Consider the following 22,464-nt stretch of genomic DNA (forward strand, 5'->3'; position numbering starts at 1 on the left):
CTTGCCCCCTCCCACCTTTTGACCTCATTTCAATCCTGGAATCGTCGGCCTTCAGCGACGTTCGATTGGCACGAACTTGCGCTGTTCGACGCCGATGTACTCAGCGCTTGGACGGATGATGCGGTTGTTGGCGCGCTGTTCGAACACATGCGCGGCCCAGCCGGTGAGGCGCGAGCACACGAAGATCGGGGTGAACAGCTTGGTCGGGATGCCCATGAAGTGGTACGCCGAGGCATGGTAGAAGTCGGCGTTGGGGAACAACTTCTTCTGCTCCCACATGACCTTGTCGATGGCTTCGGAGACCGGGAACAACACTTTGTCGTCCACTTCTTCGGCGAGCAGTTTCGACCAGCCCTTGATCACTTCATTACGCGGGTCGCTGTCTTTGTAGATCGCGTGACCGAAGCCCATGATCTTGTCCTTGCGCGCCAGCATGGCGAGGGTGCCGTCGACGGCGTCCTCGGCCGACAAGAAGCGCTCGATCATTTCCATCGCCGCTTCGTTGGCGCCGCCGTGCAGCGGGCCGCGCAGCGAACCGATGGCGGCGGTGATGCACGAATACAAGTCAGACAGGGTCGACGCACAGACACGCGCGGTAAAGGTCGACGCGTTGAATTCGTGCTCGGCGTACAGGATCAGCGACACGTTCATCACTTTGACGTGCAACTCGCTCGGCGCCTTGCCGTGCAGCAGGTGCAGGAAGTGACCGCCGATGGAAGGTTCGTCGGTCACACAGTCGATGCGTTTGCCGTCATGGCTGAAGCGGTACCAGTAGCACATGATCGCCGGGAAGGCAGCGAGCAGACGGTCGGTGACATCGCGCTGTACGCTGAAGTCCTGCTCCGGCTCGAGATTGCCGAGGAACGAGCAACCGGTACGCATCACGTCCATCGGGTGAGCGTCGGCCGGGATGCGCTCGAGCACTTCCTTGAGCGCCTGGGGCAGGTCACGCAGCTTGCTCAGCTTGGTGCTGTAGGCAGCCAGTTCGGTCTTGGTCGGCAATTCGCCGTACAGCAGCAGGTAGGCGACTTCTTCGAACTGCGCATCAGCGGCCAGTTCGCGCACGTCGTAGCCGCGATAGGTCAGGCCGGCACCGGCCTGGCCCACGGTGGACAGTGCGGTCTGCCCGGCCACCTGGCCACGCAGGCCAGCGCCGCTCAGTACTTTTGCTTCAGCCATGGTTACTCTCCAATTTTGTAGTTATCCGGGAGGCGCGTTCGTTACTTCTTGGCGGCGAACAGCGCGTCGAGCTTCTGCTCGAAGGTGTGGTAGTCGATGCGATCGTAAAGCTCCATGCGGGTTTGCATGGTGTCGATCACGTTCTGTTGGGTGCCGTCGCGACGGATCGCGGTGTAGACGTTTTCGGCGGCCTTGTTCATGGCGCGGAAGGCCGAGAGCGGGTACAGCACGATGGAAACATCGGCAGATTTCAGTTGATCGACGGTGTACAACGGGGTTGCACCGAACTCGGTAATGTTAGCCAGGATCGGCGCCTTTACCTTTGACGCGAACAGCTTGTACATGTCCAGCTCGGTGATGGCTTCCGGGAACACCATGTCGGCGCCGGCCTCGATGCAGGCGGCGGCGCGGTCCAGGGCGGATTCCAGGCCTTCGACGGCCAGCGCATCGGTACGCGCCATGATCACGAAGCTGTCATCGGTGCGCGCATCCACGGCGGCCTTGATGCGGTCGACCATTTCCTGCTGGGACACGATTTCTTTGTTCGGGCGATGACCGCAGCGCTTGGCGCCGACCTGGTCTTCGATATGGATGGCAGCGGCGCCGAACTTGATCATCGACTTGACGGTGCGTGCCACGTTGAACGCCGAGGAGCCGAAACCGGTGTCCACGTCCACCAGCAGCGGCAGGTCGCACACGTCGGTGATGCGGCGCACGTCGGTCAGCACGTCATCGAGGCCGGTGATGCCCAGGTCCGGCACGCCGAGGGAGCCCGCGGCCACCCCGCCACCCGACAGGTAGATCGCCTTGAAACCGGCGCGCTTGGCCAGCAGTGCGTGGTTGGCATTGATCGTGCCGACCACCTGCAATGGGTGTTCGCTGGCGACCGCGTCACGGAAACGCTGGCCTGGAGTGCGGTTGTTATTGGAACTCATGACTCACCTCGCTGAGTGGCTGTCTGGGGAGCACCGCCTGGGAAGTGGCGGGCGATATTGCGTTTGGAGGCGCCGATGTGACGACGCATCAACAACTCGGCCAGTTCACCGTCGCGATCGGCGATCGCGTCAAGAATACGGTGATGCTCGGCAAAGGCCTGGCGTGGACGATTGGGGGTCGCGGAGAACTGGATGCGGTACATACGCACCAACTGGTACAGCTCGCCGCAGAGCATTTGGGTCAAGGTGCGGTTGCCCGCGCCCTGGATGATCCGGTAATGAAAGTCGAAGTCACCTTCCTGCTGGTAATAGCCCACACCCGCCTGGAACGCCGCATCCCGTTCGTGGGTGTGCAGCACCTGGCGCAGTTCTTCGATCTCCGCATCGGTCATGCGCTCGGCGGCCAGGCGGCACGCCATGCCTTCGAGGGATTCGCGGATTTCATAGAGTTCGATCAGTTCCGCGTGGCTCAACGACACCACGCGAGCGCCCACATGGGGCACGCGCACCAGCAGGCGCTGGCCTTCGAGACGGTGGATCGCCTCACGCAACGGGCCGCGGCTGATGCCGTAGGTGCGCGCCAGTTCCGGCTCGGAGATCTTGCTGCCGGGGGCGATCTCGCCTTTGACGATAGCGGCCTGTATACGCCTAAAGACGTTCTCCGACATTGTCTGGGATTCTTCCGGGGAGACCACCGGAGCTTCCGATTGATCCAGCATATTGTCGACACCTTTAAAAGCAATGCCGCAAAAACTAGCCAATAAGCCCTACTTAGTCAAAGAATAAATCAACATTGTCGACAATCGTCTAATAACCGCCGTTGTAAGCAACAAGGGCATGGCCGCCTGCCAGCGCTGGCGCCAAAAAAGCATCATGTTAGAATAGACGCCGCTTTTGCCTGACATCTCTTGATGAAACGGCGCACGAGGGAGCTTGCGCAGCAATGCCAGTCGCCTTGAATTGAACATCGCACTGCACCGCCTCAGGATTTATGAGACTCAAGCCCTTCCCCCGATTGTTTTGCCTACTGTTCATACCAGGACTTATGCCGGGGCTATGCGCTGCCGCCGAGAAGACCGTGTATGGCCTCAACGAATACGCCAAGCTGGCGGATATCGACCTGGAAGTGGCGGCCAAACTCGACACCGGCGCCAAGACCGCCTCGTTGAGCGCCCGCGATATCAAACGCTTCAAGCGCAACGGCGAATCCTGGGTACGCTTCTACCTGGCCATCGACACTGCCCATTCCCACCCCATCGAACGCCCACTGGCCCGCGTCAGCAAGATCAAGCGCCGCGCCGGTGACTACGACCCCGATGAGGACAAGAACTACACCGCCCGTCCGGTGATTGCCCTGGATATCTGCATGGGCAGCGCTTTACGCAGCATCGAAGTGAACTTGACTGACCGCAGCGCTTTCCAATACCCGCTGCTGATCGGCTCCGAAGCGTTGAAACGCTTTGATGCGCTGGTCGACCCCAGTCTTAAATACGCAGCGGGCAAACCTGCCTGCGCCGCCGACGCTCATACCGCCGAGTAAACCGAATGCGCTCTCTGACCCTGCACCTGAAAATCCTCATCACCCTCCTGGTGGTGCTGGGTATTTCGGTCACCGCCTACCAGATCTTCGTGCTGGGCATTCCCGTCACCGAGGACGCCACCGACGACTTGTGGAACATCGACGCCAAGGTCGAGTTCGTCGCCAACCCGAAAGACCCGGTGAAGATCCAGATGTTCGTGCCGCCCCTGAGCCGCGACTTCGTCAGCCTCAATGAGAGTTTCATCTCGAATAACTACGGGGTCAGCGTCAACCGCATCGATGGCAACCGCAAGGTCACCTGGTCGGCGCGCCGGGCCAAGGGCAAGCAGACCCTGTATTACCGCCTGGTGCTGACCAAGCGTTACAGCGGTGAAAAGGTCAAGATCAAGGGCCCGACCTTCCGCGACAGCATCGCCGTGGAAGGCCCGGAAAAAATCGCCGCCGAAGCCCTGCTCGCGCCGATCCGCCAGCACTCGGCCGATGTGGAAACCTTTATTACCGAAGCCATCAAGCGCACCAACAACCTCAACGACGACAACGTCAAGCTGCTGCTGGCGGGCGACCCGTCGACACCGCACAAGGCCAAGATCGTCGAACTGCTGCTGTCCATCGCTCACGTGCCGGTGGAAAAGGTCCACACCATCCGCCTCGTCGCCGACCAGCCGCAAACCCCGGAACTGTGGCTGCGCAGCTTCAATGGCAATGACTGGCTGTACTTCAACCCGGAAACCGGTGAACCAGGCCTGCCCGCCGACCGCCTGCTGTGGTGGACCGGCGATGAAAACCTGATCACCGTCGATGGCGGCAAGAAAGCCATGGTCACCTTCAGCCTGAACAACAGCGAAATGAACGCGATCCGCCTGGCCAAGCTGACCGACGAAAACACCGACGCCAACTTCCTCGAATACTCGCTGTACGGCCTGCCGCTGCAAACCCAGCAGACCTTCATGATCATGGTGATGATCCCGATCGGCGTGCTGGTGATCCTGATCCTGCGCAACCTGATCGGCCTGCAGACCCTGGGCACGTTTACCCCGGTGCTGATCGCCCTGGCGTTCCGCGAGACTCAGTTGGGCTTCGGGATTGTGCTGTTTACGATCATCACCGCGCTGGGCTTGTCGCTGCGCTCGTACCTGGAACACCTGAAGTTGCAGATGCTGCCGAGGCTGTCGGTGGTGCTGACCTTCGTGGTGGTGCTGATCGCGGCCATCAGCCTGTTCAGCCATAAACTGGGGCTGGAGCGCGGGCTGTCGGTGGCGCTGTTCCCGATGGTGATTCTGACCATGACCATCGAACGCCTGTCGATCACCTGGGAAGAACGCGGCGCCAGCCATGCGCTGAAAGTGGCGATCGGCACGCTGTTCGCGGCGTCCCTGGCGCACCTGATCATGAGCGTGCCGGAGCTGGTCTACTTTGTGTTCACCTTCCCGGCGATCCTGCTGATCCTGGTGGGCTTCATGCTGGCCATGGGGCGTTATCGCGGCTACCGCCTGACCGAGCTGGTGCGCTTCAAGGCCTTCCTCAAGGCTGACTCGTAATGTTCGGCTTCTGGAAGACCTGGAAGGCCCTGGAAGCGCGGGGCATCATGGGCATCAACCGGCGTAATGCGGACTACGTGCTCAAGTACAACAAGCGCAGCCTGTACCCGATCGTGGATGACAAGATCATCACCAAGGAACGGGCGCTGGCGGCCGGCATCCATGTGCCGGAAATGTACGGGGTGATTTCCACCGAGAAGGAAATCGACAAGCTCGACGAGATCATCGGTGGACGCAACGACTTCGTGATCAAGCCGGCCCAGGGCGCCGGCGGTGACGGCATCCTCGTCATCGCCGACCGCTTTGAGGGGCGTTATCGCACGGTGTCCGGCAAGATCATCAGCCATGAGGAAATCGAGCATCAGATTTCCAGCATCCTCACCGGCCTGTACTCCCTGGGCGGCCACCGCGACCGCGCGCTGATCGAGTACCGCGTGGTGCCCGACCAGATTTTCAAGAGCATCAGCTACGAAGGCGTGCCGGATATCCGCATCATCGTGCTGATGGGCTACCCGGTGATGGCCATGCTGCGCTTGCCGACCCGCCAGTCCGGCGGCAAGGCCAACCTGCACCAGGGCGCGATCGGCGTGGGCGTCGACCTGGCCACCGGCCTGACCCTGCGCGGCACCTGGCTGAACAACATCATCACCAAACACCCTGACACTACCAACGCGGTGGATGGCGTGCAACTGCCCAACTGGGACGGTTTCATGAAACTCGCCGCCGGTTGCTATGAGCTGTGCGGGCTGGGCTACATCGGCGTGGACATGGTGCTGGACCAGGAAAAAGGCCCACTGATCCTCGAACTGAATGCGCGGCCGGGGCTGAATATCCAGATCGCCAACGACTGCGGCCTGACCCTGCGCACCCACGCGGTCGAGGCACGACTGGAAACCCTGAAAGCTGCCGGCGTGACGGAAACGCCGGAAGAACGGGTGAAGTTCGTGCAGGCCATGTTCGGGCACATCCCCGCCGTCGAAGGCTGAGCCGGCCTTCGATCTGTCTATCCCCGACATCCCCTCTAGGACCAAATCCTACGGGGGTCTACAATCCCCTCCCCCACGCCATCAGCTGATCCACCCCGCATGTCGACCTGTTCCGTACACCCACTGCCCTACCGGGCCAACCCCGCCGAGTATTTTGCGGCGATTCGCCATGCCCCTGGCGCGGTGCTATTGGACAGCGGCCGCCCGACCGCCGAGCGGGGCCGTTATGACCTGCTCAGCGCCTGGCCCGAAGCGACGCTGGCGGTGCAGTCTGACGAGAGCGGCAGCGAGTTCCTGCAACGCCTGCGGGAAAACCTTACACAGTTGGGTGAGGCGGCATTGCCGGCTGGCTACGAGTTACCGTTCGCCGGCGGCCTGATCGGTTACCTGAGCTACGATTTCGGCCGGCACCTGGAACAGTTGCCGCACCGCGCGGTGGACGATCTGCACCTGCCGGACGCACGTTTTGGGCTGTACGCCTGGGCCCTGGTCAGCGATCACCAGGCGCAGACCAGCCAGTTGGTGTTTCACCCGACACTGGCCGATGGCGAGCGGCGGCGGCTGATCAAGCTGTTCAGCCAGCCAGCCGCCGAGATAGCCGCCGACTTCAAGCTCCACGGCCCCATGACACCCGACATCAGCGCCCAGACCTACGCCCAGGCCATCGCCCGCATCCACGACTATATTCGCGCGGGCGACTGCTACCAGGTCAACTTCACCCAGCGCTTTCGCGCAGCGTGCAGCGGCGATCCGTGGGCGGCCTACTGCGCCTTGCGCGAAGCCTGCCCGACGCCATTCTCCGGGTTCCAGAGCCTGCCGGATGACGGCGCGGTACTGAGCCTGTCGCCGGAACGTTTCGTCAGGATCAGCCAGCGCCAGGTCGAAACCCGCCCGATCAAAGGCACCCGCCCGCGCGGCCTGACGCCTGAAGAAGACGCCGCCAACGCCGCCGAACTGCTGGCCAGCCCCAAGGATCGTGCCGAGAACCTGATGATCGTCGATCTGTTGCGCAACGACCTCGGGCGCACCTGCCGCACCGGCTCGGTGAAAGTGCCGGAGTTGTTCAGCCTGGAAAGCTACCCCAACGTGCATCACTTGGTCAGCAGCGTCACCGGCGAATTGGCCGACGACAAGGACGCCCTGGATCTGATCGCCGGCAGCTTCCCTGGTGGCTCCATCACCGGCGCACCGAAGATCCGCGCAATGCAGATCATCGACGAACTGGAGCCAACCCGCCGCGGTCTGTACTGCGGCTCGCTGGTGTACCTGGACGTGCGTGGCGAGATGGACAGCTCCATCGCCATCCGCAGCCTGCTGGTCAAGGACGGCCAGGTGTGCTGCTGGGGCGGCGGCGGGATCGTCGCCGATTCGCAATGGCAGGCGGAATATCAGGAGTCGCTGACCAAGGTGCGGGTGTTGTTACAAACGCTGGAAAGCCTCTAGCGCAGCGCCCTTCCTGGCTTCGGGACGTAGCGCCCGAGCGCAGAAAAAACCTGAATCAGAAGCGCTGTGGACGGCGTACCAGCTGGAGGATAGCGTCCGGTTTCGACCGTCCACCCGCCATCTGTGAAGGATCACATGAAGCGATTGCTTACTCGTCAGAAAATATTTCCAAGATTGCATCTGCACTTGCCTGAGCCTAATATCTCCCAAATTGGGAGGTCCGACTCATGCGGATAATCGCGTTCTCGACCTTACGTCTCTTCTGGGAGAGCCACCCAGCTTGTATCGACGCCAAAACACCGCTGGTCGAGTTGTATCGCCATATGGAGAAGGCTGCATACCCAACGCCGCAAGCGCTCAAGGCGGAGCTCGGAACCGCGAGCATCCTCAAAGGCAGCAGGGTTGTATTCAACGTGGGCGGCAACCGGTATCGAGTGATCATGGCGATCAATTATCAGCGTCAGCTTGGGTTCATACGTTTCGTGGGAACCCACGCACAGTACGATCAGATCAACGCGGAGACCGTGTGATGAACATCAAACCCATACATTCCCAAGAAGACCTCACCGCCGCGCTCGCACGCGTCGAACAGATATGGGAAGCGCCAATCGGCTCGCCTGAGGGCGATGAGCTGGAAATTCTTGCGGTCCTCATTGAAAAGTACGAGGCCGAACATTATCCGATGCCGCCGTCGGACCCGGTGGAAGCCATCCGCTTTCGCATGGAGCAGCTCGGCATGACGGCGCGCGACCTGGAGGCCTTCATCGGCACCAGCGGCCGGGTGTCCGAAGTGCTCAACCGCAAGCGCAAGCTGAGCCTGTCGATGATCAAGCGCCTGCATGAAGGCTTGAGCATCCCGTATGAGCGATTGCTGGCAGGGGCTTAAGATCTCTGGCGGCTGTAAGCCCGCGCCCACATTCGACCGCGTTTCCAGAGGATAAACGCGGTCGAATGTGGGAGCGGGCTTGCTCGCGATGGGGCCGCCAACTGCGCGGAACGACTTACAGGCTCAACGGCCGGTTCGAAGCCTTGATGAACTCGTTCTTCAGCTCTTCAAACGTATGCACCGCCGGGAACTGCGGGAACTCGCGGATCACATTCTCCGGCGCATGGAACAGAATCCCGCGGTCGGCCTCGCCCAGCATGCTGGTGTCGTTGTACGAATCGCCGGCAGCGATCACGCGGTAGTACAGGCTCTTGAACGACAGTACCGACTGGCGCTTGGGGTCTTTCTGGCGCAGTTGGTAACTGACCACGCGGTCGGTTTCGTCAGTGATCAGGCGGTGGCACAACAGGGTCGGGAACCCCAGCTGGCGCATCAGCGGCTGGGAGAATTCGTAGAAGGTGTCCGACAGGATCACCACCTGGAAGCGCTCGCGCAGCCAGTTGACGAACTCGATGGCACCGTCCAGCGGCTTGAGGGTAGCGATCACTTCCTGGATATCGGCGAGCTTGAGCCCGTGTTCGTCGAGGATGCGCAGGCGTTGCTTCATCAGCACGTCGTAGTCGGGAATGTCCCGGGTGGTCGCCCGCAGGGATTCAATACCGGTTTTTTCGGCGAAGGCGATCCAGATTTCCGGAACCAATACCCCTTCCAGGTCGAGACAGGCAATTTCCACGAGACACTCCTATTTGTATTGTTCAAGTCGAGCGAGCAAAAAGACTGCCGAACTCTAGCGATTCAAGGCGGCGGCCGCAACGCAGGGCGGATTTTGATACCATCACTCTCCTATAGAGCGCTCAGCGCCACTGACCTGTAGGAACCGTCCTGATGAACCAAGCCTTCGATGTCGTTGAACTCGCCACGACCTATGCCAACAAATCTGCCCAGGACATTCTCAAGCTGGCGTTCAGCCAGTTCGGCGATGACCTGTGGATTTCCTTCAGCGGTGCCGAGGATGTGGTGCTGGTGGACATGGCCTGGAAGCTGAACAAGAACGTCAAGGTGTTCAGCCTCGACACCGGCCGCCTGCACCCGGAGACCTACCGTTTCATCGAACAGGTGCGCGAGTTTTACAAGATCGACATCGAGCTGATCTCGCCGGACCAGAGCAAACTGGAACCCTTCGTCAAAGAGAAAGGCTTGTTCAGCTTCTACAAAGACGGCCATGGCGAATGCTGCGGCGTGCGCAAGATCGAGCCGCTGCGCCGCAAGCTCTCCGGCGTGCGCGCCTGGGCTACCGGCCAGCGCCGCGATCAGAGCCCCGGCACCCGCAGCCAAGTGGCTGCGCTGGAAATCGACACGGCCTTCTCCACCCCGGAGCGCACCCTGTACAAGTTCAACCCACTGGCGCAGATGACCAGCGAAGAGATCTGGGGTTATATCCGCATGCTGGAGTTGCCGTACAACAGCCTGCACGAGCGCGGTTTTATCAGCATCGGCTGCGAGCCCTGCACCCGCCCGGTGTTGCCAAACCAACACGAGCGCGAAGGCCGCTGGTGGTGGGAAGAAGCCACGCAGAAGGAATGCGGGCTGCATGCCGGGAATCTCATCAGCAAGGCCTAAGCGCTGACGCAGTCAACCATGTGGGAGGGGGAGCAAGCCCCCTCCCACATTTGTTTTGTACCGAGCGTAAAAATGTACACACAAATGTAACCATCGGTGCCATTTATGTGTGCAATCCACCGACCTTCGCACCAAAACGTAACATCTCCTCTCTGCCGCTGTTTATTCTCTAAACAGAGGTTCTGCCCCGTCAAAAATAAATACCTGTTCAAACGGTCAATTTATATCGCTTTGAATTCAGTCAGTTATTTATAGAACCTATAAAAACGAAATTAACCAAGGTTTTCATAGATCGAAAACTGGCACGTATGTGGCTTAAGGTGAAGTACGCTTTGTATACAATAAATACAAAACATACATACACTTTCCCGCTGCGGCTTTGCTGCAGCAGTGCTGGAGCCTGCCGGAATGCGTACACGCCTCTCGAACACCCTCGCACTGGATCTGCCCTCCTCCGCCCTCAACCCCGAGGCCGCGAGCCCCGGCCCGCTGGTACTCAGCCCGCGCCTGCACAACCGGGACCTGGCGCCGACCAAGGTCGAAGGCCGACGCTGGGGGCGCTACAGCATCTTTGCGTTATGGACCAACGACGTACACAACATCGCCAATTACTCGTTCGCCATTGGCTTATATGCGCTGGGCCTGGGTGGCTGGCAGATTCTGTTATCCCTGGGGATCGGCGCGGCGCTGGTGTACTTCTTCATGAACTTGTCGGGTTATATGGGGCAGAAGACCGGGGTGCCGTTTCCGGTGATCAGCCGCATCAGCTTCGGCATTCACGGCGCACAGATTCCGGCCTTGATCCGTGCGGTTATTGCGATTGCCTGGTTTGGTATCCAGACCTACCTGGCCTCGGTGGTGTTCCGAGTATTGCTGACGGCGATTCATCCGGGGTTTGCCGACTATGACCACAACTCGATCCTGGGCCTGTCGACCCTGGGCTGGGTGTGCTTTGTGACGATCTGGTTCGTGCAACTGGTGATCCTGGCCTATGGCATGGAGACCGTGCGTCGCTACGAAGGCTTCGCCGGGCCGGTGATTTTGCTGACCGTCGCTTCGCTGGCCGGTTGGATGTACTTCCAGGCCAACGGCCACATCGCCTGGTCGATCCGCGAGCCGCTCACCGGTGGCGAGATGTGGCGCAATATCTTTGCCGGCGGCGCGCTGTGGCTGGCGATCTACGGTACGTTGATCCTCAACTTCTGCGACTTCGCACGCTCTTCGCCGTGCCGCAGGACCATCCAGGTCGGCAACTTCTGGGGCCTGCCGGTGAACATCCTGGTGTTCGCCGCCATCACCGTGTTGCTCTGCGGCGGGCAGTTCCAGCTCAATGGCCGGGTGATCGAAAGCCCGACCGAGATCATCGCGGCGATCCCCAATACGTTCTTCCTGGTACTCGGCTGCCTGGCGTTCCTGATCGTCACCGTGGCGGTGAACATCATGGCCAACTTCGTCGCCCCGGCCTTTGTGCTGAGCAACCTGGCGCCCAAGTACCTGAACTTCCGCCGCGCCGGGTTGATCAGCGCAGCCGTGGCGGTGCTGATCCTGCCGTGGAACCTCTACAACAGCCCGCTGGTGATCGTGTATTTCCTTTCCGGCCTGGGCGCGCTGCTCGGGCCGTTGTACGGGGTGATCATGGTCGATTACTGGCTGATCCGTAAAAGCCAGGTCGATGTGCCGCAACTGTACAGCGAAGACCCGAATGGCGTTTATTACTACAGCCGTGGTGTGAATATGCGCGCGGTGGCGGCATTTATTCCTGCGGCGGTGATCGCCATCCTGCTGGCGCTGTTGCCGGGGTTTGCCAGTGTCTCGCCGTTTTCCTGGTTGTTTGGCGCCGGTATTGCAGGGCTGTTGTACCGGCTGATCGCCAAGCGCCAAGCGTTCTACGCTGATGTCAGCGGTGAAAGCATTGCAGTCGATAACGTCAGTCATTAAAAAGGACATTCCATGCGTATCCTCGTGGTCAACGTCAACACCACCGAATCCATCACCCAGACCATCGCCGAGCAAGCGCGGTCCGTGGCCTCGCCGGGCACCGAGATTATCGGGCTCACGCCGTACTTCGGCGCCGAATCGGTGGAAGGCAATTTTGAGAGCTACCTGGCGGCCATCGCGGTGATGGACCGCGTGATGGCCTACGACCAGCCGTTCGATGCGGTGATCCAGGCCGGGTATGGCGAACATGGGCGCGAAGGCCTACAGGAATTGTTGAATGTGCCGGTAGTGGACATCACCGAAGCGGCAGCCACCACCGCGATGTTCCTCGGCCACGCCTACTCGGTGGTGACCACCCTGGACCGCACGGTGCCGCTGATCGAGGACCGCCTGAAACTCGCCGGCCTGTATCAACGCTGCGCCTCGGTGCGGGCCAGCGGCATGGCGGTGCTGGAGCTGGAAGAACACCCGCTGGCGGCCATGGAGGCCATCGTGCGGCAGGCGGAACTGGCGATCCGCGAGGACAAGGCCGAGGTGATCTGCCTGGGATGCGGCGGCATGGCCGGGCTGGACGAACGCATTCGCCAGCGCACCGGGGTGCCGGTGGTGGACGGGGTAACGGCGGCGGTGACGATTGCCGAAGGGTTGGTGCGATTGGGGTTGTCGACGTCGAAGGTCAGGACCTACGCCACCCCGCGGCCGAAGACTGTCATCGGCTGGCCGCGCAGCCGATAGAACAGGTCGCGGCGATCAAATCGCGCTGAAGCGCTGCGCCAGTCCCGCGATTAAAAACTGCTCGAGGATGAAGTCGACAAACGCCCGGGTCTTGCCGGGCAGCAGTTTGTGTTCGGCGTAGTAGAGGGAGATGTTGCCGTCGTCGACGTACCAGTCGGGCAGCACCCGCACCACCGCGCCACTGTCGAGGAACGGCACTGCCATCGGCATGCTCACCAGCGCAATGCCCATCCCCTGGGCACTCGCGCAACAGGCGGCCTCCGAGTCGCTCAGGGTCATGCGCGGCTTGAGCGCCAATGGACGCTGTTCGCGCTCGCGGCTGGTCAGTTGCCAGGAGCGCACGCGGCCGGTTTGCGGGGAGCGGATCAGGATGCCCAGGCAGCGCGCCAAATCCTCGGGCGCCAGTACCGGCGGGCGTTGCGCCAGGTAATCCGCTGACGCCACCAACACCCGGTGCGCGGGCGTCAGCTTGCGTGCAACCACGCCCTGGGGCAGCTCAAAACCACCGCCGATGGCCGCATCGAAGCCCTGGCCAATCAGGTCGACCTGGCGGTTGTCAAAATGCCAATCCGGGCTGATATCCGGAAAACGCCGGACGAATTCCCCCAGCAACGGCATGACATAACGATTACCGAACACCGTGCCCATGCTGACCTTGAGCGTCCCCACCGGCCGCCCCTCGGCGCTGGCCAGGTTGGCCACGGCGTTCTGAATGGTGATGAGGCTGTCGCTGACTTCGGCGAGGAACCGCTTGCCGGCTTCGGTCAGGGTCAGGCGCCGGGTGCTGCGCTGGAACAGCCGCACCCCCAGGCGCGCTTCCAGCTTGGCGACACTTTTGCCCACCGCCGCCGGGGTCAGGCTCAAGCGCCGGGCCGCTTCGGCAAAGCTGCCGCCTTCGGCGCTGCGCACAAAGCATTCGATACTGCCGAAGCTCTCCATATCTGCCCACTCTAAACTTTTGGTTTACACAGACTATAGCAATCCGGGTCTACCGACAGCGGCGGGTGAGGTCGATACTCGGCTGCATCCACAAGGCATCCCGCCTTGAACAGTGAGGAGATCAACATGACTACCCAGAACCTCAGCGGCAAAGTCGCCTTGATTCAAGGCGGTTCACGCGGCATCGGCGCCGCCATCGTCAAGCGTCTTGCGGCGCAAGGTGCGGCCGTCGCCTTTACCTACGTCAGTTCCGCCGCCAAGGCCGCAGAACTGCAGAACAGCGTGATCAGCGCCGGCGGCAAAGCCCTGGCGATTCAGGCCGACAGCGCCGATGCCACGGCGATTCGCAACGCGGTCAACGCCACGGTCCAAGCCTTTGGGCGCCTGGATATCCTGGTGAACAACGCCGGCGTGCTGGCCATCGCGCCGCTGGAAGACTTCAAACTGGAGGACTTCGACCAGACCCTGGCAATCAACGTGCGCAGCGTATTCATCGCCACTCAGGAAGCGGCCAAGCACATGGGCGAAGGCGGCCGCGTGATCAACATCGGCAGCACCAACGCCGAACGCATGCCCTTTGGCGGCGGCGGGCCGTATGCGATGAGCAAGGCGGCGCTGGTCGGCCTGACCAAGGGCCTGGCGCGGGACCTGGGGCCACGTGGCATCACCATTAACAACGTGCAGCCAGGGCCGGTGGACACCGACATGAACCCGGCGAACAGTGAGTTCGCCGAGAGCCTGATCGGGTTGATGGCGGTGGGCCGTTATGGCCATGTCGAGGAGATCGCCAGCTTTGTGGCCTACCTGGCCGGGCCGGAAGCGGGTTACATCACTGGGGCCAGCCTGACCATCGACGGTGGCTTCAGCGCATAACCGCCTGTAAGCACCGGGTCAGGACATGGGCGGCAGGCCGTAGGCGGCGAGGTCGAAGTCCGCGAGTTTGCGGATGATCTGGTCGGCGTGGTGGTACTTGCTGTCGGCCATGGCTTCGTCGGGCACGGCGATGGCGGTCATCCGGGCCGCCTTTGCTGCGGTGACGCCGAACGGCGAGTCTTCAAACACCAGGCAATCTTGCGGCGCGATGCCCAGGCGCCGCGCGGCGGTGAGGAAGATGTCCGGCGCGGGTTTGGCGGCACCGACTTCCGGGTCGTCAGCCGTGACGATGGTGCCGAACAGGCCAAACCATTCGCGGTGCAGCGTGGTCTTGTGGCCAAAGGAGTTGCGCGACGAACTGGTGCCCACCGCAATCGGAATATTGTGCGCGTTCAGGTGCCGTACCAACGCTTCGGCGCCGGGCATGCCCAACGCCCTGGGGAAACGCTCGCTCATCAGCGGCTCACGGATTTCGAGGAACTCAGCCGCCGTGATCGGCAGGTCCAGCGCCTTGACCACGTAGTCGGCCAGGTCCTGGGCCCCGCGCCCGATGATGTGCTGTTTGATCCCCCAGTCATAGGTACGTCCGAAGCGTTCGGCGATGATCTGCGTCACTTCGGTGTAGATGCCTTCGGTATCCAGCAACAAGCCGTCCATATCGAAAATCACGGCCTTGATCGGACCGACTGCGCTACGCGGTGCATTCATCGTGACGAAACCCTGGAGGTAGGACTAAAAGGATTCAGCACAATAACGGCCCCGCTTGTCGGCAGGCAACCTTTTAGGCCGTGCGCCTGATCAGGCTGGCGTGGGCAGGCAGCCCAGGCTGGTCAATGCGGCCTCCACCGCGTGCTCCAACGGCGTATGGGGTTCGTGGCCCAGGGCCGCAAGCAAGCGTTGGTTATCCATACGCAACGGGGTTTGCCACAGATAACGCATCTCCTGTATCTCGCGAAAGGTCACGACAAACGGCGCAGCCAACTTCAACAGCCACCAGGGAAATACGCCTACACGCGGTTGCAGGCCCGTCCTGCGTAACACTACGCGCTGGATCGCCTGGCTCATCTGCGTGCCATCACTGTCCACGTGCCCGGCCATATGAAAGCAGGCAAAGGCTTCGAGGGCGGCGCGGCGCTCAATCAACTCGAGCATGGTGCGCGCCACATCCGGCAGGTAGGCCCATTGGTGGGCGACGCCTGGCGCACCTGGGGCGCTGACCGCGCGCACCGGTTTACCGGGTTTGACCAGGCCTTGGGAGAACCAATTGTTGGCCGCTCCGGCGCCGAAAAAATCCCCGGCACGCACGATCACTACACGAGCGCCCTCGCGGGAAGACTGAAGCAAGCGCTGCTCCAGTTGCACACGTATCGCGCCCTTGCGGGTCAGCGGGTGCTGGGGTGAGTCTTCGGAAAGCACCGGGAACGCATCCGGCCCGAAGTTGTAGACCGTGCCGGGCAACACGATGGTCGCGCGCTCGGCGATGGCGGCTGCAATGGTGTTGTCGATCATCGGCAACACCTGCTCGGCCCAATTGCGATAGCCCGGCGGGTTCACCCCATGGATGATCACCGCGCAGCCACGGGCCGCAGCGATGACGTCCTGGCGATTGAGCGCATCGCCTTTGAGCCAGGTATAGGCAGCATTCTGGCTACGGGCCTTGGCAACATCCCGGGTCAACGCACACACCTGCCAGCCCGCCACGCTCAACTGTCGCGCCACTTCGCCGCCGATACCGCCGGTTGCACCCAATACCAGTACCTTGCTCATCACCCGCTCCCACGTTGGTTGGAGTGGCCATTCTGTTCGTAGCCTGGCTATAGAGGAATTGCCGAAGACCATCCAGACGCTATACATTTACGCATGGCATTGAACATTGGTTGGGAGCTTTACCGATCGTTTCTTGGCGTACTCAAGGAAGGATCGCTGTCGGGGGCCGCACGGCAGCTCGGCATCACACAGCCCACCGTCGGTCGGCACATTGCCGCGCTGGAAACGGCCCTGGGCGTGGTGCTGTTCACTCGCTCCCCCACCGGCCTGCTGCCGACGGCAGTGGCTCACACCATGAGGGCCCACGCCGAGACCATGGAGCGCACGGCCGCCGCCCTGGAACGCAGCGCCTCCTCCCAGGGCGACGAAGTGCGCGGCGTGGTGCGTGTCTCCGCCAGTGAAGTGGTCGGCGTGGAAGTACTGCCGCCGATCATCACGCGGTTGCGCCAACAGCATCCTCAGCTCAAGGTCGAACTGGTCCTGACCAACCGCCTGAGCGACCTGCTGCAATTGGAAGCCGACATCGCCGTGCGGATGGTCCGCCCCAGCCAGGAGCAATTGCTGGCACAGCGCATCGGCCTGATCGAAGTCGGCCTGCATGCCCGCGACGATTACCTGCACCAGCACGGTACGCCGCAAGAGCTGAAAGACCTGACCGACCACGCGGTGATCGGCTACGACCGGGAAAACGCGTTTATCCGCAGCCTGGCCGTCAAAGGCTTCGAGCGCGGCACCTTCGCCCTCAGCAGCGACAGCGACCTGGCGCAACTGGCGCTGATCCGTGCCGGCGCCGGCATCGGCGGATGCCAGGTCAAGCTGGCCCAACAAGACACGCGCCTGCGCCGGGTACTGCCGGAGGCATTCGCGCTCAAACTCGACACCTGGGTCACCATGCACGAAGACCTGCGCAACAGCCCGCGCTGCCGGGCGACGTTTGATGCGCTGGTGGCGGGTTTGCAACGTTACGTACAGGATTGAGACAGCTTCGCTGAGGAACAATGAAAATCCCTCAATCCCTTCACGGCCGCCGCCATGACCGAAGCCTTCGAAGTCCCCAGCCCCCACGAAAAACACATCGAACACACCACCGAACATGCCCACGCGCGCGGTGACAATTTCGCCAGCCGCATTGCCGTGATGACCGCGCTGATGGCCACCCTTGGCGCCATGCTCAGCTACCAGGCCGGCTCCACCGAAAGCGAAGCGGCGATGGACAAGAACAACGCTGCCATTTTCAAGACCGAAGCCGCCAACCAGTGGAACTACTACCAGGCCAAATCAAGCCGGCAAAACCTGGCGGAACTGGCTACCCATATTCCCGGTGTGGACGCTGCGCATTACAAGGATGAGAGCGAGCGCTACAAGGGCCAGAAGGAAGACGTGCGCAAACAGGCCGAAAAGCTTGAGGCAACCTCACGGGAATGGGATCAGAAATCCGAAGAAGCCCTGCACCAGCATCACCGCTGGGCCCAGGCGATGACGGCGATTCAGATCGCGATTTCGTTGGCGGCGATCACGTTGTTGACGCGCAAGGAATGGTTGAAGCGCCTGTCGTATACCGCGGGCGGTGTGGCCTTGGTGCTGGGCGGCCTGGCGGGGCTGCATTTCTGATAATTTCGCTTGGGCGCCCAACACCCGTCGCTATATAGTAAACCGCATAACGCTAACCACCGCACAAGGAGATACCGGTGTCCGCACAACCCAAAGAAGCCGTGGGCGCAGCCTACAGTATCGAATCCATGCGTTACGCCCAGGCCATGACCTGGCAGGCCATCGAACAACTGGCCCAACGCATCCGCCCCGGCATGCTCGAATCCGAAGCGCGCGAGTTGGGCAAACACGTCCTCGCCGACCTCGACATGCAGCGCATCTGGCACCCGCTGCTGGTGCGCTTCGGCGCCAATACCCTCAAGGCCTTCAAGCAACACTCCGACGGCGACCCGGTACTGGGTGAAAACGATATTTTCTTCATCGACATGGGCGCCGTCTGGCAAGGTCACGAAGGCGACGCCGGCGCCACGTTCACCACCGGCACCGACCCGGACATGATCGCCTGCGCCAACGCGGCCAAAGCGCTGTTCGACCGCGTGCAAGCGCGCTGGAAAAACGACCAGGTCATCGGCCTCGAACTCTACCGCTACGCCGAGGCACAAGCCCAGGCCATGGGCTGGCAGTTGAACCTCGACATCAAGGGCCACCGCGTCAGCGACTTTCCCCACGCGATCCATCGTGGCGGCAACCTCGGCGACTTCGAGCACTACCCGAATGCAGGGTTGTGGATTCTGGAGATCCAGATCGCTCACCCGAGCAAGCCGTATGGCGCATTCTATGAAGACCTCCTCGCTTAATCGTTCAAAGGAACCAGAATGGAACGCTACGCCGAATTTCCCGAGCTGTTGTTTTCCTACGGCACCCTGCAGGACAAAGCCGTCCAACTCGCCAACTTCGGCCGAGAACTGGCAGGCCAGCACGACGCCATGTTGGGCTACTCGAAAAACTGGGTAGAAATTACCGACCCGCAAGTGCTGGCCACCAGTGGCAAGACCCACCACCCGATCGTCGCGCCGAGCACCGAACAAGGCGCCAGCGTTGAAGGCATGGTGTTTCAGATTAGCGAGCAGGAGTTGGCGGCGGCGGATGCGTATGAAGTGTCCGACTACAAGCGGGTCAGCGTGGCGCTGGCATCGGGCCTCACGGCTTGGGTGTATGTGCAAGCCTGAACGACGGGCGATTGATTTCAATCTGTTACAGGAGCGTTTAGAGTATCGCCCCCCGAGAATTGAATCTCGGGATTCAGTCCATGGAGTTACTCAGTGAAGTACGTCAGTAAAGTGGTTGCAGCAGCTGTTCTCGGTTTCACCCTCGCCGGCTGCACCGGCACCGCCATCAAATCCCCGCAATACGACAGCAGCCAATACACCGTGCTGGGTCACAGTGAAGCCAGCGCCACCGGCATCATGCTGTTCGGTGTTATCCCGATCGGCCAGAACAGCCGTTTCGTCCGCGCCCAGACGGCTGCCATCCAGGCAAAAGGTGGCGACGCGCTGATCAATACCGAAGTCCAGGAAAAATGGTTCTGGGCTTGGGTGCTGAGCGGTTACACCACCAAGATCTCCGGTGATGTGGTCAAGCTGAAAACTGCACACTAAGCCGGACGTTGCTCTATTTGCGCGGGATTTGACCTGAGCAAGCGACGTATCATGGGCCAACCTTTCGAGGATGGCCCATGAACCTCAGTATCCTTTACGCACTCGCCGCCGCCGCGCTGTTCGGCGCCAGCACCCCGCTCGCCAAAAGCCTCGGCCTGGGCCTCTCGCCCGTGCTGCTCGCAGGCCTGCTTTACCTCGGCAGCGGTGCCGGACTCGCCATCGTGCGCCTGATCCGCGATCGCGGCTGGACCCCCACCGGCTTGACCCCCTCCGAATGGCCCTGGCTGCTCGGCGCCATTGCGTTCGGCGGCATCCTCGGGCCCGTGGCCCTGATGTTCGGCCTGACCCGCACCTCGGGCGCCACCGCGTCGCTGATGCTCAACCTTGAATCGGTATTGACCGCGTTGATCGCCTGGCTCGTGTTCAGGGAAAACGCAGACCGTCGCATCGTCCTCGGGATGATTGCGATTGTGCTGGGTGGCGTGGCGTTGTCATGGCCCCAAGGCGGCGCCGACAGTCACGATTGGACCGGGCCGCTCGCCGTGGCGGTGGCCTGCCTGTGCTGGGGCATCGATAACAACCTGACACGTAAAGTGTCGGCCTCGGACGCATTGTTTATCGCCGGTGCCAAAGGCTTGATCGCGGGCGTGGTCAACTGCAGCCTGGCGCTGTATCTCGGCGCGCAGATCCCCGGCCTGGCGCAGCTCGCGCCGATCTTGCTGGTCGGGTTTCTCGGCTATGGCATCAGCCTGGTGCTGTTTGTGCTGGCCTTACGCGGGCTGGGCAGTGCGCGTACCGGCGCTTATTTCTCTACCGCGCCGTTCCTCGGCGCCGCGCTGGCCTTGCTGGTACTGGGCGAGTCGGTGAACGGCGCGTTCTGGATTGCAGCAGCGCTGATGGCCGCCGGGGTGTGGCTGCACCTGACCGAGCGCCACGCCCATGCACATCAGCATGAGGCGACGGAACACGGGCATCGGCATGTCCACGATGAACACCATCAACATGAACACCCGTTCGAGTGGGACCCGGCGATGCCGCACAGTCACCTGCATACCCATAGCCCGATCAAGCATAGCCATCCACATTTTCCGGATATTCATCATCGGCATCGGCATTAAAGGCTTGACCCGATAGCCACAGCCTCCCATCGAGCCTGCTCCGCTACCACCCGATTACGCCCGCTTTGCTTGGCCTGATACAAAAGCTGATCAGCCCTCTCCAGCACAGCGGATATCGAATCGCCACCGGGATGCCATAGCGCGACGCCCATCGAAACGGTGATGTGCCCGACCGTTTCGATGTTGGCGGCATCGATCGAGGCACGCAGTCGCTCGGCGACATCCGTTGCAACCTGAAGCGAACTATTGGGTAACAACAACACGAACTCCTCGCCACCGACCCGACAAGGCAGGTCGTTGGACCGTGAATTCTGCTGCATGAGCCTCGCAATGGCGCGCAGCGTTTCATCGCCCACGCCATGGCCAAATGTATCGTTCACGCGCTTGAAGTGATCGATGTCCATGGACACGACCGCGAACGCCTTGTAGGCATCCTGCCAGCGCAACAGAACGTCCTGCATCGCCCGGCGATTGGCCAGCCCGGTCAACACATCGGTTTGCGCTTGCTGGTTGAGTTTGCCGATCTTTTCCTGCAGCAGGGTGGCACCGAGCAGCAGCGCTCTGCGAATCTGCCAGCTTTCGAAATAGCGCGTCGGGATTGCGCTGATACGTTCGTAGCTATCCGGCGAATCCAGCCGTTTGGCGCAATCGGCAAGCCTGGACAACGGCACCGAGATTCGCGCGCCCAGCCACCAGATCAACACGATTCCGAACAGCGCCAGCGGCGCGATGCCCTGCGCCACCTTGGCCATGGTGTGTCGCAGGATGGCTTGGATGTTATCGAGCGGCTGCTGCGAGATCACCCCCCAACCGCTGATGGGCACCCTGGCGAAACCGGCGAGCATTTGCACGCCATCGGCATCTATCGCCTGCAATGTTCCCCCGTCGCGACTGAGCGCCGCGTCGTCGATCAACCCCTTTCCAGCGACAGTCCCGATGTGCTCGGGATCGGAGTGATAGAGCACCCGGCGGGCGCTGTCGACAAGATAGACATGCGCCCCGTCCTTGCGCACATTGGTGTCCATCAGCGCCTGGAGCGTATTCCTCTGCTCAAGTCGGACACTGCCCCCGATCAGCCCCAGGTACTCTCCTTTCGCGTCGAATATGGGGTGGCTGACAAAGACCACCAGATTGCCAGCCATGGACTTGAACGCGTTGCTGATTATCGGCACGCGAAGGCTGAGAGGCTCGCGGTGTTGCAGCGTGCGCCCATCGAGGTGGAGGTTTTCGGGAGCCGAGGCAATGATTGTCCCCGTCGCATCGGCGATCAACACGGAGTTGAAACTGGCGTCTTGCCCAAACAGTCGCTGGGCTTCCTCCGTCAAATTCTGCTTATCGCCAAACGCTTTGCCAATGACGAACGAGCTGTATTTCAATTTATCGAGGTCGGAATTGAGTACCTGCTCCACACTCCGGGCGATCCGAGAGGCGTAGGCCTTGTTCACTTCCAGCGCATTCTCGATCAACTCCTGCTTCTGAATCGTGAACGTCACCCAAAAACTGTTGGCCAGGGTTGCGATTGCCGAAAGCATTACAAAGATAAGAATCAGAATACGAAGGTTGAGTTTCGGCTTCGGTCGGGTGGTCATATTACGCAGTCCGGATGGGCGGAAGAATTGCAAACGATTCGATGCAGGATGAATCGTCCTTGTTTTCGCAGGCACCTCTTCGACCATCGTTGACCGAAGCAGCCCGTTTAACCAGCCTGGAAGCCCACCTGCCAATTCTGAACGCGCCGAGCGGGCGTGTCCGAAGGCTGACGGAAAAAAACAGCGTCAGTCCCACATTGGGCCTATATGGCCTTTTTTTCAGCCGCAA

24 protein-coding genes are annotated in these 22,464 nt (G+C 61.3%); 16 read left to right on the top strand and 8 right to left on the bottom strand.

The features are described from left to right. Window positions 1-51: 51 nt before the first annotated feature. Genes prpC through PverR02_RS23670 form a run of 3 tightly spaced genes read right to left on the bottom strand, consistent with a single transcriptional unit; the run spans window position 52 to window position 2,833 of the window. Complete coding sequence (prpC, locus tag PverR02_RS23660) at window positions 52-1,179, bottom strand: bifunctional 2-methylcitrate synthase/citrate synthase (RefSeq protein ID WP_079444514.1); 1,128 nt, start codon at window positions 1,177-1,179, stop codon at window positions 52-54. A 41-nt stretch (window positions 1,180-1,220) separates the two neighbouring features. Further along, window positions 1,221-2,114, bottom strand: a complete 894-nt coding sequence (gene prpB / locus PverR02_RS23665) for a methylisocitrate lyase (protein WP_017848474.1) — start codon at window positions 2,112-2,114, stop codon at window positions 1,221-1,223. Further along, window positions 2,111-2,833: a GntR family transcriptional regulator gene (locus tag PverR02_RS23670; protein WP_046382415.1), complete on the bottom strand. Its 723-nt coding sequence runs from the start codon at window positions 2,831-2,833 to the stop codon at window positions 2,111-2,113. Before PverR02_RS23670 ends, prpB begins: the two co-directional genes overlap by 4 nt. Before the next feature lie 272 nt (window positions 2,834-3,105). On the opposite strand from PverR02_RS23670, the gene rloA reads away from it, so the two are divergent. The 6 genes from rloA (at window position 3,106) to PverR02_RS23700 (ending at window position 8,507) form a co-directional block, all read left to right on the top strand. Beyond that, entirely contained in the window at window positions 3,106-3,654 is a 549-nt protein-coding gene (gene rloA / locus PverR02_RS23675; RefSeq protein ID WP_026140213.1) for a retropepsin-like aspartic peptidase RloA, read from the top strand. A gap of 5 nt (window positions 3,655-3,659) precedes the next feature. Next, window positions 3,660-5,192, top strand: a complete 1,533-nt coding sequence (gene rloB / locus PverR02_RS23680) for an osmotic stress tolerance membrane protein RloB (RefSeq protein ID WP_046382414.1) — start codon at window positions 3,660-3,662, stop codon at window positions 5,190-5,192. Continuing rightward, window positions 5,192-6,178 (top strand): alpha-L-glutamate ligase-like protein, encoded by a 987-nt coding sequence (locus tag PverR02_RS23685; protein WP_079444515.1) that lies wholly within the window; start codon window positions 5,192-5,194, stop codon window positions 6,176-6,178. The genes rloB and PverR02_RS23685 overlap by 1 nt, the downstream gene beginning before the upstream one ends. Before the next feature lie 99 nt (window positions 6,179-6,277). Continuing rightward, entirely contained in the window at window positions 6,278-7,621 is a 1,344-nt protein-coding gene (gene pabB / locus PverR02_RS23690; protein ID WP_079444516.1) for an aminodeoxychorismate synthase component I, read from the top strand. A gap of 227 nt (window positions 7,622-7,848) precedes the next feature. Then, a complete protein-coding gene (locus tag PverR02_RS23695) occupies window positions 7,849-8,151 on the top strand; it encodes a type II toxin-antitoxin system HigB family toxin (RefSeq protein ID WP_046382411.1) in 303 nt (100 codons plus the stop codon). Then, the gene (locus tag PverR02_RS23700; protein WP_017848481.1) at window positions 8,151-8,507 is read left to right on the top strand and encodes a helix-turn-helix domain-containing protein; all 357 of its coding nucleotides are present in this window, start codon (window positions 8,151-8,153) and stop codon (window positions 8,505-8,507) included. Before PverR02_RS23695 ends, PverR02_RS23700 begins: the two co-directional genes overlap by 1 nt. 115 nt (window positions 8,508-8,622) lie before the next feature. On the opposite strand, the gene thrH is transcribed toward PverR02_RS23700, so the two are convergent. Continuing rightward, window positions 8,623-9,240: a bifunctional phosphoserine phosphatase/homoserine phosphotransferase ThrH gene (gene thrH / locus PverR02_RS23705; protein WP_017848482.1), complete on the bottom strand. Its 618-nt coding sequence runs from the start codon at window positions 9,238-9,240 to the stop codon at window positions 8,623-8,625. Between the two features lie 152 nt (window positions 9,241-9,392). Here thrH and PverR02_RS23710 point away from each other — a divergent pair, with 152 nt between their 5' ends. The 3 genes from PverR02_RS23710 (at window position 9,393) to PverR02_RS23720 (ending at window position 12,800) form a co-directional block, all read left to right on the top strand. Then, complete coding sequence (locus tag PverR02_RS23710; protein WP_046382409.1) at window positions 9,393-10,127, top strand: phosphoadenylyl-sulfate reductase; 735 nt, start codon at window positions 9,393-9,395, stop codon at window positions 10,125-10,127. Window positions 10,128-10,535: 408 nt separating this feature from the next. Further along, window positions 10,536-12,065 carry an NCS1 family nucleobase:cation symporter-1 gene (locus PverR02_RS23715; protein WP_079444517.1) on the top strand — a complete coding sequence of 510 codons (1,530 nt, stop codon included), beginning with the start codon at window positions 10,536-10,538 and terminating at the stop codon, window positions 12,063-12,065. A 12-nt stretch (window positions 12,066-12,077) separates the two neighbouring features. Then, entirely contained in the window at window positions 12,078-12,800 is a 723-nt protein-coding gene (locus PverR02_RS23720) for an aspartate/glutamate racemase family protein (protein WP_046382407.1), read from the top strand. 15 nt (window positions 12,801-12,815) lie between these two features. On the opposite strand, the gene PverR02_RS23725 is transcribed toward PverR02_RS23720, so the two are convergent. Further along, a complete protein-coding gene (locus PverR02_RS23725) occupies window positions 12,816-13,739 on the bottom strand; it encodes a LysR family transcriptional regulator (protein WP_017848486.1) in 924 nt (307 codons plus the stop codon). Window positions 13,740-13,865: 126 nt separating this feature from the next. Between PverR02_RS23725 and PverR02_RS23730 the strand changes: the two genes are divergently transcribed. After that, window positions 13,866-14,612, top strand: coding sequence for a 3-oxoacyl-ACP reductase family protein (locus PverR02_RS23730; protein WP_017848487.1), 747 nt, complete (start codon window positions 13,866-13,868; stop codon window positions 14,610-14,612). Between the two features lie 18 nt (window positions 14,613-14,630). Here PverR02_RS23730 and PverR02_RS23735 read toward each other — a convergent pair whose 3' ends face one another. Both PverR02_RS23735 and PverR02_RS23740 read right to left on the bottom strand, forming a co-directional pair. Further along, complete coding sequence (locus PverR02_RS23735; protein ID WP_017848488.1) at window positions 14,631-15,320, bottom strand: HAD-IA family hydrolase; 690 nt, start codon at window positions 15,318-15,320, stop codon at window positions 14,631-14,633. Window positions 15,321-15,410: 90 nt separating this feature from the next. Beyond that, window positions 15,411-16,379 carry an NAD-dependent epimerase/dehydratase family protein gene (locus PverR02_RS23740; RefSeq protein WP_079444518.1) on the bottom strand — a complete coding sequence of 323 codons (969 nt, stop codon included), beginning with the start codon at window positions 16,377-16,379 and terminating at the stop codon, window positions 15,411-15,413. Between the two features lie 93 nt (window positions 16,380-16,472). Here PverR02_RS23740 and PverR02_RS23745 point away from each other — a divergent pair, with 93 nt between their 5' ends. The 6 genes from PverR02_RS23745 to PverR02_RS23770 all read left to right on the top strand — a co-directional run bounded on the left by PverR02_RS23745 (window position 16,473) and on the right by PverR02_RS23770 (window position 20,646). Then, window positions 16,473-17,357 carry a LysR family transcriptional regulator gene (locus PverR02_RS23745; RefSeq protein WP_046382404.1) on the top strand — a complete coding sequence of 295 codons (885 nt, stop codon included), beginning with the start codon at window positions 16,473-16,475 and terminating at the stop codon, window positions 17,355-17,357. A gap of 54 nt (window positions 17,358-17,411) precedes the next feature. Then, window positions 17,412-17,990, top strand: coding sequence for a DUF4337 domain-containing protein (locus PverR02_RS23750; RefSeq protein ID WP_017848491.1), 579 nt, complete (start codon window positions 17,412-17,414; stop codon window positions 17,988-17,990). Window positions 17,991-18,067: 77 nt separating this feature from the next. Further along, complete coding sequence (locus tag PverR02_RS23755) at window positions 18,068-18,727, top strand: M24 family metallopeptidase (RefSeq protein ID WP_079444519.1); 660 nt, start codon at window positions 18,068-18,070, stop codon at window positions 18,725-18,727. A gap of 18 nt (window positions 18,728-18,745) precedes the next feature. Next, the gene (locus tag PverR02_RS23760; protein ID WP_079444520.1) at window positions 18,746-19,099 is read left to right on the top strand and encodes a gamma-glutamylcyclotransferase family protein; all 354 of its coding nucleotides are present in this window, start codon (window positions 18,746-18,748) and stop codon (window positions 19,097-19,099) included. A 93-nt stretch (window positions 19,100-19,192) separates the two neighbouring features. After that, on the top strand, window positions 19,193-19,528 hold the full coding sequence (locus PverR02_RS23765) for a hypothetical protein (protein WP_046382401.1): 336 nt from the start codon (window positions 19,193-19,195) through the stop codon (window positions 19,526-19,528). A gap of 77 nt (window positions 19,529-19,605) precedes the next feature. Continuing rightward, window positions 19,606-20,646: a DMT family transporter gene (locus PverR02_RS23770; protein ID WP_046382400.1), complete on the top strand. Its 1,041-nt coding sequence runs from the start codon at window positions 19,606-19,608 to the stop codon at window positions 20,644-20,646. On the opposite strand, the gene PverR02_RS23775 is transcribed toward PverR02_RS23770, so the two are convergent. Then, window positions 20,643-22,235, bottom strand: coding sequence for a sensor domain-containing diguanylate cyclase (locus PverR02_RS23775; protein WP_079444521.1), 1,593 nt, complete (start codon window positions 22,233-22,235; stop codon window positions 20,643-20,645). The genes PverR02_RS23770 and PverR02_RS23775 overlap by 4 nt on opposite strands. Window positions 22,236-22,464: the final 229 nt, after the last annotated feature.

The organism is Pseudomonas veronii (assembly GCF_002028325.1).
GTDB lineage: Bacteria > Pseudomonadota > Gammaproteobacteria > Pseudomonadales > Pseudomonadaceae > Aquipseudomonas > Aquipseudomonas veronii.